Origin of the sequence: Curtobacterium sp. MCLR17_055, from assembly GCF_003234305.1 — a bacterium.
Taxonomy (GTDB): domain Bacteria; phylum Actinomycetota; class Actinomycetes; order Actinomycetales; family Microbacteriaceae; genus Curtobacterium; species Curtobacterium flaccumfaciens.
In genome coordinates this window covers 17,693-32,251 of record NZ_QKSX01000014.1, presented here as the reverse complement: position 1 = coordinate 32,251, position 14,559 = coordinate 17,693, and the positions used below count along the sequence as shown (strand labels likewise).

Sequence of the window (14,559 nt, the reverse complement as noted above, 5' to 3'; positions counted from 1 at the left end):
CGAGCAGCGCCGCTCGGAGGAGGTCTCGAGGAGGAAACCCCCGTGAAGACGCGAAGACTGCAAGTCCGCACCATCGTCGGTGCCGTCGCCGTGGTCGCCCTCGCCGCACTGTCCCTGCAGGGATGTGCCGTGGTGAACGGCAGCGGCGACGACCCGAACACCCTCCGCGTGATGATGGGCGCGGACACCACCTACCCCAAGGAACGCAAGCAGTGGCAGCGGGAGACCGCCGCCGAGTTCAAGCGCACGACCGGTGCCGACATCCAGTGGGAGACCTACTCGTCCGCGCAGGAGGAACTGACCGCGATCCAGACGAGCGTCATCTCCGGGCAGGGCCCCGACGTCTACGCGATCGGCACCACCTTCACCCCGACCGCGTACGCCACCGGTGCCTTCGTCGAGATGGGCACGAAGGAGTGGGACGCGATCGGCGGCAAGGACCAGTTCGACCCCGCGTCCTTCGGCATCTCCGGTCCGAGTGCGTCGAAGCAGATCGGGATCCCGTTCGCCAGCCGTCCGTTCGTGATGGCGGTGAACAAGGACCTGCTCGCCAAGGCGGGGATCACCGACATGCCCACGACGTGGGACGAGCTCACCGCCGACGCGAAGGCCACCACGGGTGACGGACGCCACGGCATGGCGATCGCCTACGCCGACGGCTTCGACCCCTGGAAGTTCGTGTGGGGGATGGCCCAGAACGCCGGCAACACGATCGTCGACGGCTCGAAGGCCGAGATCGACAGCACGGCCGTCGAGAACGCCTACCGCACCTACTTCGACTGGGTCACGAAGGACGGTGTCGTCGACCCGGCCGCGATCGGCTGGAACAACGCCCAGGCCCTCGCGCAGTTCACCGAGGGCAAGGCCGCGTTCTTCCCGATGACGACCACCACCGCCATCAACTCCTTCCAGGACACCAAGGTCGACGGCAAGTACGAGTTCGCACTGCTGCCCACCGTCCCGCCGGGGGCGTCCGAGCGGCCGTCCGACGGCATCGAGGCCGCCAGCATCCTGTCCGGCGACAACTGGGTCGTCGCCGACTACGGCAGCAAGCAGGAGCTGTCGTTCGCGTTCGTCAAGCAGCTCAGCGCCCCGAAGGCCCAGCTCGAGTACTACGACCTGTTCGGCAACCTGCCGACCAACGCGTCGGCCGCCGCCGACCTGGCAGCCGACAACCCGCAGCTCAAGCCGATCATCGACGCCGGCCGCCTGTCCAAGCCGACCGCCTTCACCGGCGCCTGGTCCGACATCCAGCTCGCCCTGGTCGACGTGGTCGTGCAGTCGATCCCGTCGCTGAAGTCCGGCGAGGTCACCGACGACCAGCTCCGCAAGCGACTGCAGGACGCCCAGAAGGACGCCCAGGCCACCCTCGACCGTCAGAAGAACGGAGGTCTGTGATGACCAGCACGCAGACCAGGCCCCGCACCGACGCGGCGCCGCCCCGGCCGGTCCGCCCGGCCGGCAAGACGCCCCTCTACAAACGCGAGCGCCCGCTGTGGATGCTCCTGCCCGGCGGGGTCCTCATGCTCGCCGTCATCGTGGTGCCGCTCCTGGTGGGCTTCTGGATCGCGATGCTCGACCTCGACCAGTACACGCTCCGCCAGTGGTTCAGCGCCCCGTTCGTCGGGTTCGCGAACTTCACCGAGGCGTTCACGAACTCGCCGCTGCTGCACTCCATCTGGATCTCGGTGTCGTTGTCGGTGCTCGTCACCGCGGTGACCGTGCCGATCGGGGTCGCTGCCGCGATCTCGACGCAGAACCGGTTCCCCGGTCGCGGGCTCGTCCGATCGGTCTACCTGATCCCGTACGTGCTCCCCGCATTCGTCGTCGGCACGTTCTTCCGCACGATGCTCCAGCCGCAGGGGGTCGTGAACTCGATCCTGCACACCGACGTGCTGTGGCTGAACGGCTCGGCGTCGTACTGGGCGCTCGCCGGCGTGATGATCTGGACGAGCTGGCCCTTCGTCTACCTGCTGTCCCTGGCCGGACTGCAGGCCGTGGACAACGAGGTGCACGAGGCCGCCGCGCTCGACGGGGTGACCTGGTGGGCGAAGCTGCGGTACATCATCTTCCCGTACCTGCGCGGACCCCTCAGCCTCGCGGTGATCATCTCGATCCTGCACAACATCAACAACTTCACCCTGCCGTTCGTGCTGTTCGGCATCCCGCTGCCGTCCAGCGTCGAGGTGATGCCCGTCCTGACGTACATCGCGAGCTTCCAGTCGTTCCGCTTCGGCCTGTCCGCCGCCATGGCGATCTGCTCGCTCGTGATCGTCGCGATCCCGCTGTTCGTCTACCTGCGGGCGGTCAAGCTCGACACCGGCGACGACGCCGGCCCCAACCGGAAGCAGCGTCGCGCCGACCGCGCCACGCTCGCAGCCGCCCCGACCGCCGCCGACATCGACGGAGCACGCGCATGACCACCCCGAGCACGTCCTTCAGCACCCGCACCCGCCCCACCGCGACGCTCACCGAGAGCATCACGACCGGCAGCGGCGGCCGACGGAGCAAGCGTCCCTACGACACCGACGTCACCCGGCTGCTGCCGCGCTGGCTGCTCGTCACCGTCATCGCGGTGATCATCGCGTTCATCGCCGTCCCGGTGCTCTACATCCTGTTCGGCTCGGTCAACTCCGACGTCGCGGTCGCTCGCGGCGAGTACTTCCCGTCGGAGTTCACGCTGTCGAACTACGTCGAGATCTGGTCGACGGTCGCCCTCGGCGAGGGACTGGTGAACTCGATGCTCACCGCCGGTGCCGTCGCCGTCGCGAGTGCCGCGCTCGCCGTGTCCACGGCCTACGTGCTCGTCCGGTTCCGGTTCCTCGGGCGGCTGACGATCCTGCGTGGGCTCCTCGCCCTGCAGTCGATCCCGGGCACGCTCCTGCTCCTGCCGGTCTTCGTGGTGTTCTCGAACATCGCCAGTGCCACCGGCGTGCAGATCATCGGCACCCGATGGGGCCTGTTCGTCACCTACCTGACCTTCGCCCTGCCGTTCTCGACGTGGGTGATGGTCACGTACCTGCGCGGCCTGCCGAAGGAACTCGAGGAAGCGGCGCGCATCGACGGCGCCAGCTCGACGAAGATCCTGACGAAGATCGTCCTCCCGCTGTCGTGGCCGGGCATCGTCGTGTCCGCGATCTTCGCCTTCCTGCTCGGCTGGAACGACGTCCTGTTCTCCACGATCATGACGACCCCGAACACCCGGACGGTCGCCGTGGTCCTGCAGGTGCTCGGCACCACCCAAGAGGGCGGCGCCGTCCCGATCTACGGCCAGATGATGGCCGCCTCGATCGTCTGCGCCGTCCCCGTCGTCGCCCTGTACCTGATCTTCCAGCGCTACCTGGTCGGCGGGCTCACCGCCGGCTCCGTCAAGTAGCGCTGTGCAGTCTGCCGACTTGTCCACAGACTGCCTGGAGGCGCGGTGCCAGCCCGCCCCGCGCCTCCAGTCTGGTCGCATGAAGGGAATGCAATGACCCAGCCCAGTTGGGAACTCTCCGGTTTCGGCGACGAGATCGACGCCGACCCGGTCGTCCAGGTCGCGGTCCTCCAGGCGCTCGGCGCGAGCGCCATCGAGGTCCGCAGCGCCTGGGGCGTCAACGTCGTCGACCTCGACGAGGACCAGCTCGCCGGACTCCACCGGCTGCTCGACGAGCGCGGGCAGACCGTGTCCGCGATCGCCTCGCCGATCGGCAAGGTGCCCGTCGACGAACCCGTCGAGCACGAGGTGTCACGGCTCGCCCGTGCGATCCGTGCCGCGCACGCCCTCGGCACGACGAACATCCGGATCTTCTCGTTCTACTTCGAGGGCCGCAGCCCCGACGACGTCCGCGACGACGTCCTCGTCCGGATGCGGGCGCTGGCCGACCTCGCCGAGCGCGAAGGCATGACGCTGCTGCACGAGAACGAGAAGGACATCTACGGCGACGTCCCCGCGCGGGTGCTCGACATCGTCGAGAGCGTCGGTTCGTCCGCGCTCCGCCTGGCCTGGGACAACGCGAACTACGTGCAGTGCGGCGTCCGGCCCTTCACCGACGGCTGGGAGCAGCTCGCCCCGTACGTCGACTACCTGCAGGTCAAGGACGCCCTCGCCGCCGACTCGTCGGTGGTCCCCGCGGGCGAGGGTGACGGCGAACTGCTCCAGACCCTCACCGCGCTCCGCGACGCCGGCTACTCCGGGTACGCCTCGCTCGAACCGCACCTCAGCGACTTCACCTCCCTCGGCGGGTTCTCCGGCCCCGCGGCCTTCGGTCGTGCCGGCCGGGCCTTCCGCACCCTCACCGACCAGATCGGAGTCACCCTGCGATGACCGAACCCACCAACCCGCTCCGCCTGGCCGTCGTCGGCGCCGGTGTCATCGGACGCCACCACGCCACCGTCGCCGTCCACCACCCCGACCTGCAGGTCGTCGCCCTCGTCGACGCCGTGCCCGAAGCCGCCACGAGCGCAGCCGACGCGATCGAGGCGATGGGCGTCGCCCGCCCGATCACGACGTCCACCATCGAGGAGGCGATCGACCAGACCGACATCGACGTCGTCGCGATCTGCTCGCCGTCCGGCATGCACGTGCAGCTCGCCGAGGCCGCCCTGGCCGCCGGCAAGCACGTCGTCATCGAGAAGCCGCTCGACACCACGATGCCCCGGGCACGGCAGATCGCGGCACTCGCCGCAGCCGCGCGCGACCGCGGGCTCGTCACGAGCGTCATCAGTCAGCACCGCTTCGACCCGGCGTCGGCGGCCGTCGCCCGGGCCGCGCACGACGGCGGGTTCGGCACCGTGACCTCGGGGCTCGCGAGCGTCGCGTGGTACCGGTCGCAGGGGTACTACGACTCCGGTGACTGGCGCGGCACCTGGGCGCTCGACGGCGGCGGCGCGGTGATGAACCAGGGCGTGCACACCGTCGACCTGCTCGTCTGGGCGCTCGGCCGTCCGGTCGAGATCTCGGCCCAGACGGGGCTCCTCGCCCACGACCGGATCGAGGTCGAGGACACCGCCGTCGCCACCGTCCGGTTCGCCGGCGGGGCGCTCGGGGTCGTCCACTGCACGACCGCCGCGTACCCGGGGCTCTCCGCCCGGTACGCCGTGTACGGCACGCACGGCTCCGCCATCGTCGACGACGACCGGCTCGCGTACTTCCACATCGCCCCGGACACCGCCACGCTCGAGTCCGCGTCCACCACGTCGAACGCCACCGCGGTCGCCGGAGCGGTCGACCAGAAGGACCAGGTCGTCCCGCCCGAGCACGTCGTCGGCGGCCCGGCCGAACCCGACCACTTCGCCGCGGGGCACGCTCGGCAGTACACGGACATCGCCGACGCGATCCGGCAGGGACGCGAACCGGGTGTCACCGTCGACGCGGCCCTCGTGTCGCTCGCCACCGTCCGCGGGCTCTACGTCAGCGCGACGCTCGGGCGACCCGTGCGCATCGACGACGTGATCGAGGGAACGTACGACGACGTGGTGCCCGTCGTCGGCACACCCGCCACCGCAAGCGCGACCGAAGGAGCCACCCGATGAAGTTCTCCGTGTTCACCGCCTCCACCCCCGACTGGACCCCGTCCGAAGCCGCCGAGACCCTGGCGGCGCAGGGCTGGGACGGCATCGAGTGGCGCATCGTCGACGACCGCCCGGCCGACGGCACCGAGGTCCCCGCCGAGCGGTCGTTCTGGGCGGGCAACAACTCGACCTGGCAGTACACCGGCATCCGCGACCGGGTCGGCGAGATCGCCCGGGCCACCGACGCCGCCGGGCTCGAGTACTCGGGCATCGGCGGCTACCAGCCGGCCGCCGACCACGACGGCGTCGAGACGATGCTGCGCGTGACCAGCGAACTCGGCGCCCGGCAGGTCCGCGTCACGATGCCGCACTACCGTGCCGAGAAGGAACGCACCGGCGAGACCTACCCGCAGCTCTTCGACCGCACCCGCGCCGATCTCGAGTGGGTCGCGTCGCGTGCGTCGGAGCTCGGCGTGAAGGCACTCGTCGAGCTGCACCACATGACGATCACGCCGTCGGCCTCCGCGGCACTGCGACTGATCGACGGTCTCGACCCCGCACACGTCGGCGTCATCCACGACCTCGGCAACCTCGTGATCGAGGGGTACGAGGACCACCTGGCCGCGTTCGAACTGCTCGGGCCGTACCTGGCGCACGCCCACGTGAAGAACGCCCGCTGGGTCGACACCGGCGACACCCGTGCCGACGGCAGTTCGATCTGGCAGCACGAGTGGGCACCCCTGCGCACCGGCCAGGCGTCGGTGTCCGAGTACGTCGACGCGCTCCGCCAGGTCGGGTACGACGGATGGGTCACCATCGAGGACTTCTCCACCGACCTCCCGCTCGAGGCCCGCACCGCCGACAACCTGGCGTACCTCCGCTCCCTCGTACCGGTGTCGGCATGACCGATCGGCGTCCGGGCATCGTCCACCTGGGGGTGGGGGCCTTTGCTCGTGCCCACCTCGCCTGGTACACCGCCCACACCACGGGGGAGCCGTGGGGGATCACCGCCTTCACTGGCCGCTCGCCCGCCGCCGCGGACGCGTTGACCGCGCAGGACTGCCGGTACACGCTCGTCACCCGAGCCGCGTCCGGCGACGGAGCCGAGGTGGTCGACACGATCGTGGCCGCCCACCCGGGCAGCGACGACACGGCCTGGAGGCACGTGGTCGCGTCCCCGGGGACGACCATCGTCACGCTGACGGTCACCGAGCAGGGCTACCGGCCCGGTTCCGACGTGCCCGCGCGGCTGGTCGCGGGGCTCGACGCCCGCCGTGCCGCCGGGTCCGGGCGCATCGCGCTGGTCAGTCTCGACAACCTGACGCACAACGGGGCGGTCCTGCGCGACGCCGTGCTCGACGCCGTCACCGACGACGCCCTGCACGACTGGATCGAGGCGAACGTCACGTTCCCGAGCTCGATGGTCGACCGGATCACCCCGGCCACCACCGACGACGACGTCGCGCGCCTGTCGGAACTGCCGGGTGCGCTCGCCGGAGACCGGGTCCCCGTCGTCACCGAGCCGTTCGCCGAGTGGGTGCTCGAGGACGCCTTCGCGGGCACCGACCGGCCCGCGTGGCAGACGGCCGGCGTCCGGATCGTCGACGACGTCACCCCGTACGAGCAGCGGAAGCTCTGGCTGCTGAACGGCTCGCACTCGCTCCTCGCCTACCTGGGGCTGCAGCTCGGCCACGACACCGTGGCCGAGGCGATGGACGACCCGGTCTGCCGCACCGCCGTCGAGCAGCTCTGGGACGAAGCCGCGCTCGAACTCCCGCTGCCCGAGGCCGAGGTCAAAGACGCCCGCACGGCCCTGGTCGAACGGTTCGCCAACCCGCGCATCCGGCACACGCTGCGGCAGATCGCGTCCGGCGGCTCGCAGAAGCTGCCCGTCCGTGTCGTCGACGTCGTGCGGCACCGGCTCGCCCGCGACCCCTCGGCCGGCATCGGCACCGGAGCGGCCACCGCCCTCGCCGCGTGGTGGCTGCACGTCACCGAGCAGTCCGACCTGGTGGACGACCCCGGTGCCCCCGGGCCAGACTCGGACGTGCACGACGTCCTGGCCGTCGTCGCGCCCGAACTCGACACCACCCCCGTGGTCGCCGCCGTGACGGCGGCGGCCGACCGCATCCGCACCGCCGCGGCACGCGCCCGCGAACGCTCCAACGGAGGAGTCCACGCATGACCGACACGACCACCACCAACCCCGCGGCCCCGGTCCCCGGTGCCACCGACAGCGGGCCGGCCGAGACCACCGCCGGCCGTCCGGACACCTGGGCCTCGGCGGACCGCGGCCAGCTGATCGAGCGGGCCGAGGTCATCGTGACCAGCCCGAACCGGAACTTCGTGACGCTCAAGCTCACCACGGCCGACGGCGTCACCGGGCTCGGCGACGCCACCCTGAACGGCCGCGAGCTCGCGGTCTCCGCGTACCTGTCCGAGCACGTCGTCCCGCTGCTCGTCGGCCGTGACGCCAGCCGCATCGAGGACGCCTGGCAGTTCCTGTACCGGTCGTCGTACTGGCGCCGTGGTCCGGTCACGATGGCCGCGATCGCCGCCGTCGACATGGCCCTCTGGGACATCAAGGCGAAGGTCGCCGGGATGCCGCTCTACCAGCTGCTCGGCGGGGCATCGCGCACCGGGCTCATGGCGTACGGCCACGCCTCGGGCAAGGAGCTGCCCGAGCTGTTCGACTCCATCCGCGAGCACCAGGAAGAGGGCTACCGCTCCATCCGGGTGCAGACCGGTGTCCCCGGCCTCGAGTCCATCTACGGCATCGCCTCGAACAGGACCACCGAGGGCAACGCCGGCGTCCGCTACGACTTCGAGCCCGCGCAGCGCGGTGCGTACCCGGCGATGGAGGACTGGGACACCCGCGCCTACCTGCGCCACGTGCCCACCGTGTTCGAGGCCGTCCGCAACGAGTTCGGCCCCGAACTGCCGCTGCTGCACGACGGCCACCACCGGATGACCCCGCTGCAGGCCGCCAAGCTCGGCAAGTCGCTCGAGCCCTACGACCTGTTCTGGCTCGAGGACTGCACCCCCGCCGAGAACCAGGAGGCCCTGAAGCTCGTCCGGCAGCACACCACGACGCCGCTGGCGATCGGCGAGGTCTTCAACACCATCTGGGACTTCAAGGACATCATCCGCGACCAGCTCATCGACTACGTCCGCGGTGCCGTCACGCACATGGGTGGCGTCACGCCGCTCAAGAAGACGATGGAGTACGCGGCGCTGTACCAGGTCAAGTCCGGCTTCCACGGGCCGACCGACATCTCCCCGGTGGGCCTTGCCGCGCAGATGCACCTCGGTCTCGCGATCCACAACTTCGGCATCCAGGAGTACATGCAGCACGGACCGCAGACCAACCAGGTGTTCCACCAGACGTTCACGTTCACCGACGGCTACCTGCACCCGGGTGACGAGCCGGGCCTCGGGGTCAGCCTCGACGTCGACGAAGCCGGCAAGTACCCCTACGAGCAGGCGTACCTGCCCTTCAACCGCCTGGCCGACGGCACCGTCCACGACTGGTAGTCCCTGGCATCCTGGCTGGCACAGTGGTCGCATGGAGTTCGCGGACGTCGCCAGGGAGCTGCTGCTCGTCGCGCCGCAGGACTTCGTCGCCGAGCGCACCGCACGGCAGCGCGCGGTGCGGAAGGACGACCGTGCCCTCGCCACGGCGGTCGGGAAGCTCCGGAAGCCCTCACCGGCTGCATGGGTGATCGACCTGCTCGCCCACGACGGTGCCCTCGACGACGCCGTCGACCTCGGACCGGCGCTCCGCAATGCCCAAGCCGACGCCGACCCCGACGCGATCCGGACCCTCCGTCGGCAGCGCACCGAGGTCGTCGACGCCCTCGCGCAGGCCGGTGCGGACCTGGCGTCCGACGCCGGACACCCCGTCACCCCGGCGGTGCTCGAGCAGGTCCGGTCGACGATCGAGGCGGCGATGGCGGACCCGCACGCCGGCGCGGCCGTCCGGTCGGGGCTGCTCGTGACGGCGCTCGAGAGCGTGGGGTTCGACGCGGTCGACCTCGACGGGGCGCTCGCGGATCCGGACGCGGTGCCCGATGCCTGGTCCGGCAGCGATGCCCCACCCATCCCCATCTCCCAGGCGAGGGGTGCGCGGAAGGCGAGCCGTGCCTCCAGGCCCGCGCAGCGCGACGCCCCGGAGTCGGAGCCGGACGCCGAACCCGAACCGAAGCGCGACCCGGCCGCCGACCGGAAGGCCGCGCGCCAGGCCGAGACCGCCGCGCGCACTGAGTCCCGCGACGCCGACGCAGCACTCGACACCGCCGAGGCCGATCTCGAACAGGCGGAGGAGCGGCGCGCGGAGCTCCAGCGTGCCCTCGAGCAGGCCGAGGCCGAGATCACCCGGCTCGAGGCAGCCCGCGACGACGCTGAGGCGGCGAGCGACCGGGCGCGCGACGTCCTCCACGCCGCGCAGGAGCACCGGCGGGAGGTCGGCCGCTGAGCCGTCCGGCGCGACCTCATCACCTCGGATGAAAAGCGGCCGCACGGCTCGGTCCCCGTCCGGCGAGGCCCATACGCTCGCGTCATGACCTCCCTCCTCCGCCGGTACCGGCACCGGCTGGCCCCCGCCGCCGGCGCCGTGTACCTCGTGCTCTGGATCGTCGCCGAAGCCGGACGCGCGGGGCTCGCCGACCACGTCGTCGTGGTGTCGGCCTTCGCCGTCGCCATCGGCCTCGCCGCGTGGATGCCCGCGACCGCGCTCGGACTGGTCGTCGGCATCCCGCTCCTGCAGGCGGCCCGGCTGCTCACCCGACCGACCGACACGACCTGGCCGGAGTACCTGGCGATCGCGATCGTCGTCGGCATCGTCGGCGCCGGTCGGTCCGACCTGCTCCGCTACGTGGCGGTCCCCGTGCTCCTGCTCGCGAGTGCGGCAGCTGCCTGGGCGATGGCGGTCCCGACCGCTGCCGACCAGGACGTCTGGGGCAGCTGGGTGGGGAACTCCGGCGGGACCCGTTCCGACCTCGTCACGATCACCTTCGCGTTCGTCGGGGTCAGCGGTGTCGCCTGGGCGGTCGGCGTGGCCATCGGTGCCGCGTGGCGGATCGGCCTCGCCCGGGTCCGGGTGGTCGAGGCGCAACGCCGCACCGAGGTGACCACCACCGAACTCCGGGCCGAGCAGGACCGCGCGCGGATCGCCCGCGACGTGCACGACTCGCTCGCCCACTCACTGGCCGTCGTCGTGTCCCAGGCCCAGGGCGCCGCGGCCATCGCCGTGCGGGACGAACACGCCGCCCGGGCGCTGCAGGACATCGCCGACGTGAGCCGCTCGGCACTCGGTGACGTCCGGTCCCTGGTGGAACGCATCCAGGCGAGCGACGACGCCGACCGCCACGGGCTGCCCGACGTCCCCGACCTGGTCGAGGACATGCGGGAGCTCGGGATGACCGCGACGTTCGAGGAGCACGGCGCCGGACTCCTGCCCGCGGGCAGTGCCAGCGCGGTGCACCGGATCGTGCAGGAGAGCCTGACGAACGTGCTGAAGCACCAGGGCCGAACAGCGACGACCAGGGTGGCGCTCGATTGGCGCGGCCCGGGGCTCGGCGTCGTCGTGACGTCACGGGGGACCGAACCCCTCGTCGAGCTCGACGGTGTCGGGTCCGGTGTCGCCGGGATGCAGGAGCGTGCCCGACTGGCCGGCGGCTGGCTGCGTGCCGGTGTCGGCGACACCCCGGACGAGTGGGTCGTCACCGCGTGGCTGCCGACGACCGCCGCCGGGCCGACCACGGCGACGGCGGACACCGACACCGAGGCCGTCCGGCCGGAGCACGTCCGATGAGCGCCGTCCGCGTCGCCGTCGTCGACGACCAGCGGCTGTTCGCCACCGGGATGCAGATGCTCGTCGACGCCCAGGACGACATGACCTGCGTCGGGACCGCCGGCGACGGTGCCGCCGCCCTCGAGCTCTGCGCCGCCGAACACCCCGACGTCCTGCTGCTCGACCTGCGGATGCCGGTCATGAACGGCATCGAGACCCTGACCCGTCTCGCCGCGTCGACCCAGGACCGCCCGCGGGTCGTCGCGCTCACGACCATCCGCCGCGACGACGCCGTCCTCGCAGCACTCCGCGCCGGAGCCGCCGCGTTCCTGACGAAGGACGCCCTGCCCGACGTCGTCACCGCGACCATCCGCGACGTGCACGCCGGTCGACCGGCACCGACGGAAGCGGAGGCGCTCGAGCTGCTGCGCGCCCAGGGCACCCCGGCCGTCACCGACCGACGCGACGAGGTGCTCGACGCGCTGACGGCTCGCGAGCGCGAGGTCTTCCTGCTCGTCGCGAAGGGGCTCAGCAACGCCGAGATCGCCGAGTCGGTCTTCCTGAGCGACGCCACCGTGAAGACCCATGTCCGCGCCGTCCTGACGAAGCTCGGACTCCGGAACCGGATCCAGGTCGTCATCACCGCACACGAACGCGGCCTCGTCCGCGCCTAGGGGGATCCATGCAGATCACGAACCGCGTCGCGAAGACCGGCACCCTCGTCGTCGTCCTCGCCGGACTGGCCACCGCCGTCGTCCACGGCCTGCCCGAGCGTGCCGACGTCGCGGTCGCACCCACCGTCGAACAGGACAGCACGGCGTGGGCGATGCCGCTCGACGCCTTCGTCGCACCGGCCTCGTCGAAGACCACGTACGCGGAGGACCTCGTGGCTGAGCCCTGCCTGCGGAAGGCCGGCATCGACGACCCGGCTCCCTGGGCGACCGCGGCCGGGCTGCAGGCCGACGACGACGCGGCCGACACCGCCGCCCGGGCGAACCCCGCACCCGCACTCGCGACCACCCGGCCCCTCACCACGGCGCTCGCCGAGGCCCGCGGCTACCACGGGCCGTCCGTCGCCGGTGCGAACCAGGAGGGCATGCGGAAGTGGGGGTACGACCCAGACCGCCAGGCCGCGTTCGCCGCGCTCCCGGACGACGTGGCCGCCCGCTGCTGGAAGGCGGCCCGGAAGACGCTCGGCACCACGCTGCGCGGCACCGAGCAGACCGCGTCCGAACTCGCCCAGCGCCTGACGTACCTGGCGGCGCTGGACGCACGCCAGGACGACCCGGTCCGCACGGCCGCGGCCGGGTGGCGCACCTGCATGGCGCCGTCCGGTGTGCCGGACCTGCCGGAGGGTCCGGAGGGCATGCCGACCCCCTCGATGCACGTCAGCGCCCGTGACGGCGACCAGGTCGTCCTGTTCTCGGACGATCCGGGGAAGGCCGAGGTCGCCGTCGCCGAACGGGACGTCGCGTGCCAGGAGTCATCCGGCTACCGCAGCGCGCTGTACGCGGCGGAGTGGGAACGGCTGCTGCACATCACCGCGACCGACGCGGCCGTGCTCCGGAAGGGTTCGACGCGGCAGCCGCAGGTGGAGGCCCGCCTCGACCGGGTGATCGCGCGGCTCGCGCCGGCGGCACCGACGGACGTCGACTGACGCGGCGGTCGCGGGGAGCGGTCCTGGGGGGAGCGCCCCGCGCCCGCCGCGTGGGGACGACGGACGGGAGGCCCGTGGCAGGACCGCCACGGGCCTCCCGTCCGTCCCGGTGTGCGTCCGGATCGTGACGCGCGACACGCCCGGACAGCCCTGCTAGACTCAGTCCCTGACTTCGGCGAGGGCTGCGTACGCGCGGCCGTGATCGACGCGGTGGGATACCCGGCAAGACCCTGGGATCGTTCCTCACGCGTACACGCGTTCGAGTTGCAACACCACAGACCCCCACGATGCCGGCACCCCGGCGTCGTCCCCGACACCAGGAGGCACCATGGCCGACTACACCAAGCTCGCAGCGGAAGTCCGCACCAAGTTCGGCAAGGGCGCTGCTCGCAAGCTCCGCGCGGCCGACAAGATCCCCGCGGTCGTCTACGGCCACGGCACCGAGCCGAAGCACATCTCGCTGCCCGGTCACGAGACCATGCTGCTCGTCCGTACCGCCAACGCGGTCGTCGACCTCGACATCGAGGGTGCTGCGCAGCTCGCCCTCGTCAAGGACGTCCAGCGTGACCCGGTGCGCCAGATCATCGAGCACATCGACCTCGTGGTCCTCCGCCGCGGCGAGAAGGTCACGGTCGACGTGCCCGTCGTCATCGAGGGCGAGTCCTTCTCCGGCACCATCCACGTGCAGGACCTCAACACGATCTCGCTGCTCGTGCTCGCCACCGACATCCCGGAGCACGTCTCCGTGAACGTCGAGGGCCTCGAGGACGGCGTGCAGATCCACGCCGCGCAGCTCGAGCTCCCCGAGGGTGCCGAGCTCGAGACCGACCCCGAGGCGCTGGTCGTCGCGATCGTCACCCCGCGTGGCACCGCTGACGACGACGCTGCCGACGAGGCCTCGGCCGAGGCCGGCGCCGAGTCGGGTGCCGAGGGCGCCGCGGACTCCGAGTAACACCCCTTCGAAGACATCTGGTCGACGCTGTGACGGATCACATCCTCGTGGTGGTCGGGCTCGGGAACCCCGGGCCCGACTACGCCGGCAACCGTCACAACGTCGGCCAGATGGTCCTCGACGAACTCGCCTCCCGCATGGGAGCGACGTTCAAGAAGCACAAGACGCCGAACCAGGTCGCCGAGGGGCGCCTGGTGCCTGGCGGCACCCGACTCGTGCTGGCGAAGCCCGGGTCGTTCATGAACACCTCGGGCGGACCGGTCTCCTCGGTGCTCGGGTTCTACGGCGCCACCCCGGCCGACCTCGTCGTCGTGCACGACGAGCTCGACCTGCCGTTCGACACCGTCCGCCTGAAGGGCAGTGGCGGGCACGGCGGGCACAACGGGCTGCGCGACATCATCAAGGCCACCGGGACGAACGAGTTCATGCGCGTCCGGGTGGGCATCGGTCGTCCGCCCGGTCGGCAGGACCCGGCCGACTACGTGCTGCGTGACTTCTCCGCAGCCGAGAAGAAGACGCTGCCGATCCTGCTGGCCGACGCCGCCGACGCGGTCGAGGCGATCGCCGAGGTCGGGCTGCTCGCCGCACAGCAGCGCGTGCACGCTCCGTCCTGAGCGCTCCGTGCCGGGCGTCGGCGCTGTTCGCCCGTCGCGCACGTCGCGGCCG

At 71.6% G+C, this 14,559-nt stretch carries 14 protein-coding genes; all 14 read left to right on the top strand.

The features are described 5' to 3' along the window. The first annotated feature begins 42 nt into the window (after positions 1–42). Positions 43–1,398, top strand: a complete 1,356-nt coding sequence (locus DEJ09_RS12935; protein ID WP_181433361.1) for an ABC transporter substrate-binding protein — start codon at positions 43–45, stop codon at positions 1,396–1,398. Further along, a complete protein-coding gene (locus DEJ09_RS12930) occupies positions 1,398–2,420 on the top strand; it encodes a carbohydrate ABC transporter permease (RefSeq protein ID WP_111088860.1) in 1,023 nt (340 codons plus the stop codon). The genes DEJ09_RS12935 and DEJ09_RS12930 overlap by 1 nt, the downstream gene beginning before the upstream one ends. Next, complete coding sequence (locus DEJ09_RS12925) at positions 2,417–3,376, top strand: carbohydrate ABC transporter permease (protein ID WP_206647628.1); 960 nt, start codon at positions 2,417–2,419, stop codon at positions 3,374–3,376. The genes DEJ09_RS12930 and DEJ09_RS12925 overlap by 4 nt, the downstream gene beginning before the upstream one ends. Positions 3,377–3,469: 93 nt before the next feature. Further along, on the top strand, positions 3,470–4,306 hold the full coding sequence (locus tag DEJ09_RS12920) for a sugar phosphate isomerase/epimerase (RefSeq protein ID WP_111088859.1): 837 nt from the start codon (positions 3,470–3,472) through the stop codon (positions 4,304–4,306). Next, positions 4,303–5,514 (top strand): Gfo/Idh/MocA family protein, encoded by a 1,212-nt coding sequence (locus DEJ09_RS12915; RefSeq protein ID WP_111088858.1) that lies wholly within the window; start codon positions 4,303–4,305, stop codon positions 5,512–5,514. The genes DEJ09_RS12920 and DEJ09_RS12915 overlap by 4 nt, the downstream gene beginning before the upstream one ends. Beyond that, entirely contained in the window at positions 5,511–6,398 is an 888-nt protein-coding gene (locus DEJ09_RS12910; protein WP_111088857.1) for a sugar phosphate isomerase/epimerase, read from the top strand. The genes DEJ09_RS12915 and DEJ09_RS12910 overlap by 4 nt, the downstream gene beginning before the upstream one ends. Continuing rightward, the gene (locus tag DEJ09_RS12905) at positions 6,395–7,678 is read left to right on the top strand and encodes a mannitol dehydrogenase family protein (protein WP_111088856.1); all 1,284 of its coding nucleotides are present in this window, start codon (positions 6,395–6,397) and stop codon (positions 7,676–7,678) included. The genes DEJ09_RS12910 and DEJ09_RS12905 overlap by 4 nt, the downstream gene beginning before the upstream one ends. After that, positions 7,675–9,027, top strand: a complete 1,353-nt coding sequence (gene manD, locus DEJ09_RS12900; RefSeq protein ID WP_241660452.1) for a D-mannonate dehydratase ManD — start codon at positions 7,675–7,677, stop codon at positions 9,025–9,027. Before DEJ09_RS12905 ends, manD begins: the two co-directional genes overlap by 4 nt. Positions 9,028–9,058: 31 nt before the next feature. Next, positions 9,059–9,967 carry a hypothetical protein gene (locus DEJ09_RS12895; RefSeq protein ID WP_111088855.1) on the top strand — a complete coding sequence of 303 codons (909 nt, stop codon included), beginning with the start codon at positions 9,059–9,061 and terminating at the stop codon, positions 9,965–9,967. 84 nt (positions 9,968–10,051) lie between these two features. Next, positions 10,052–11,305: a sensor histidine kinase gene (locus tag DEJ09_RS12890; protein ID WP_111088854.1), complete on the top strand. Its 1,254-nt coding sequence runs from the start codon at positions 10,052–10,054 to the stop codon at positions 11,303–11,305. After that, positions 11,302–11,958, top strand: coding sequence for a response regulator transcription factor (locus DEJ09_RS12885; RefSeq protein WP_111088906.1), 657 nt, complete (start codon positions 11,302–11,304; stop codon positions 11,956–11,958). The genes DEJ09_RS12890 and DEJ09_RS12885 overlap by 4 nt, the downstream gene beginning before the upstream one ends. An 8-nt stretch (positions 11,959–11,966) precedes the next feature. Further along, a complete protein-coding gene (locus DEJ09_RS12880) occupies positions 11,967–12,941 on the top strand; it encodes a hypothetical protein (RefSeq protein WP_111088853.1) in 975 nt (324 codons plus the stop codon). 328 nt (positions 12,942–13,269) lie between these two features. Next, entirely contained in the window at positions 13,270–13,893 is a 624-nt protein-coding gene (locus DEJ09_RS12875) for a 50S ribosomal protein L25/general stress protein Ctc (protein WP_071405234.1), read from the top strand. Positions 13,894–13,922: 29 nt separating this feature from the next. Next, positions 13,923–14,507 carry an aminoacyl-tRNA hydrolase gene (gene pth / locus DEJ09_RS12870; RefSeq protein ID WP_111088852.1) on the top strand — a complete coding sequence of 195 codons (585 nt, stop codon included), beginning with the start codon at positions 13,923–13,925 and terminating at the stop codon, positions 14,505–14,507. Positions 14,508–14,559 lie beyond the last annotated feature (52 nt).

Excerpts from the sequence above, each read along its gene's own strand:
- DEJ09_RS12920 (WP_111088859.1), top strand. The coding sequence starts at position 3,470 with ATGACCCAGCCCAGTTGGGAACTCTCCGGTTTCGGCGACGAGATCGAC.
- DEJ09_RS12895 (WP_111088855.1), top strand. The coding sequence starts at position 9,059 with ATGGAGTTCGCGGACGTCGCCAGGGAGCTGCTGCTCGTCGCGCCGCAG.
- DEJ09_RS12880 (WP_111088853.1), top strand. The coding sequence starts at position 11,967 with ATGCAGATCACGAACCGCGTCGCGAAGACCGGCACCCTCGTCGTCGTC.
- DEJ09_RS12915 (WP_111088858.1), top strand. The coding sequence starts at position 4,303 with ATGACCGAACCCACCAACCCGCTCCGCCTGGCCGTCGTCGGCGCCGGT.
- DEJ09_RS12910 (WP_111088857.1), top strand. The coding sequence starts at position 5,511 with ATGAAGTTCTCCGTGTTCACCGCCTCCACCCCCGACTGGACCCCGTCC.
- manD (WP_241660452.1), top strand. The coding sequence starts at position 7,675 with ATGACCGACACGACCACCACCAACCCCGCGGCCCCGGTCCCCGGTGCC.
- DEJ09_RS12885 (WP_111088906.1), top strand. The coding sequence starts at position 11,302 with ATGAGCGCCGTCCGCGTCGCCGTCGTCGACGACCAGCGGCTGTTCGCC.
- DEJ09_RS12905 (WP_111088856.1), top strand. The coding sequence starts at position 6,395 with ATGACCGATCGGCGTCCGGGCATCGTCCACCTGGGGGTGGGGGCCTTT.
- DEJ09_RS12925 (WP_206647628.1), top strand. The coding sequence starts at position 2,417 with ATGACCACCCCGAGCACGTCCTTCAGCACCCGCACCCGCCCCACCGCG.
- DEJ09_RS12875 (WP_071405234.1), top strand. The coding sequence starts at position 13,270 with ATGGCCGACTACACCAAGCTCGCAGCGGAAGTCCGCACCAAGTTCGGC.
- DEJ09_RS12930 (WP_111088860.1), top strand. The coding sequence starts at position 1,398 with ATGACCAGCACGCAGACCAGGCCCCGCACCGACGCGGCGCCGCCCCGG.
- DEJ09_RS12890 (WP_111088854.1), top strand. The coding sequence starts at position 10,052 with ATGACCTCCCTCCTCCGCCGGTACCGGCACCGGCTGGCCCCCGCCGCC.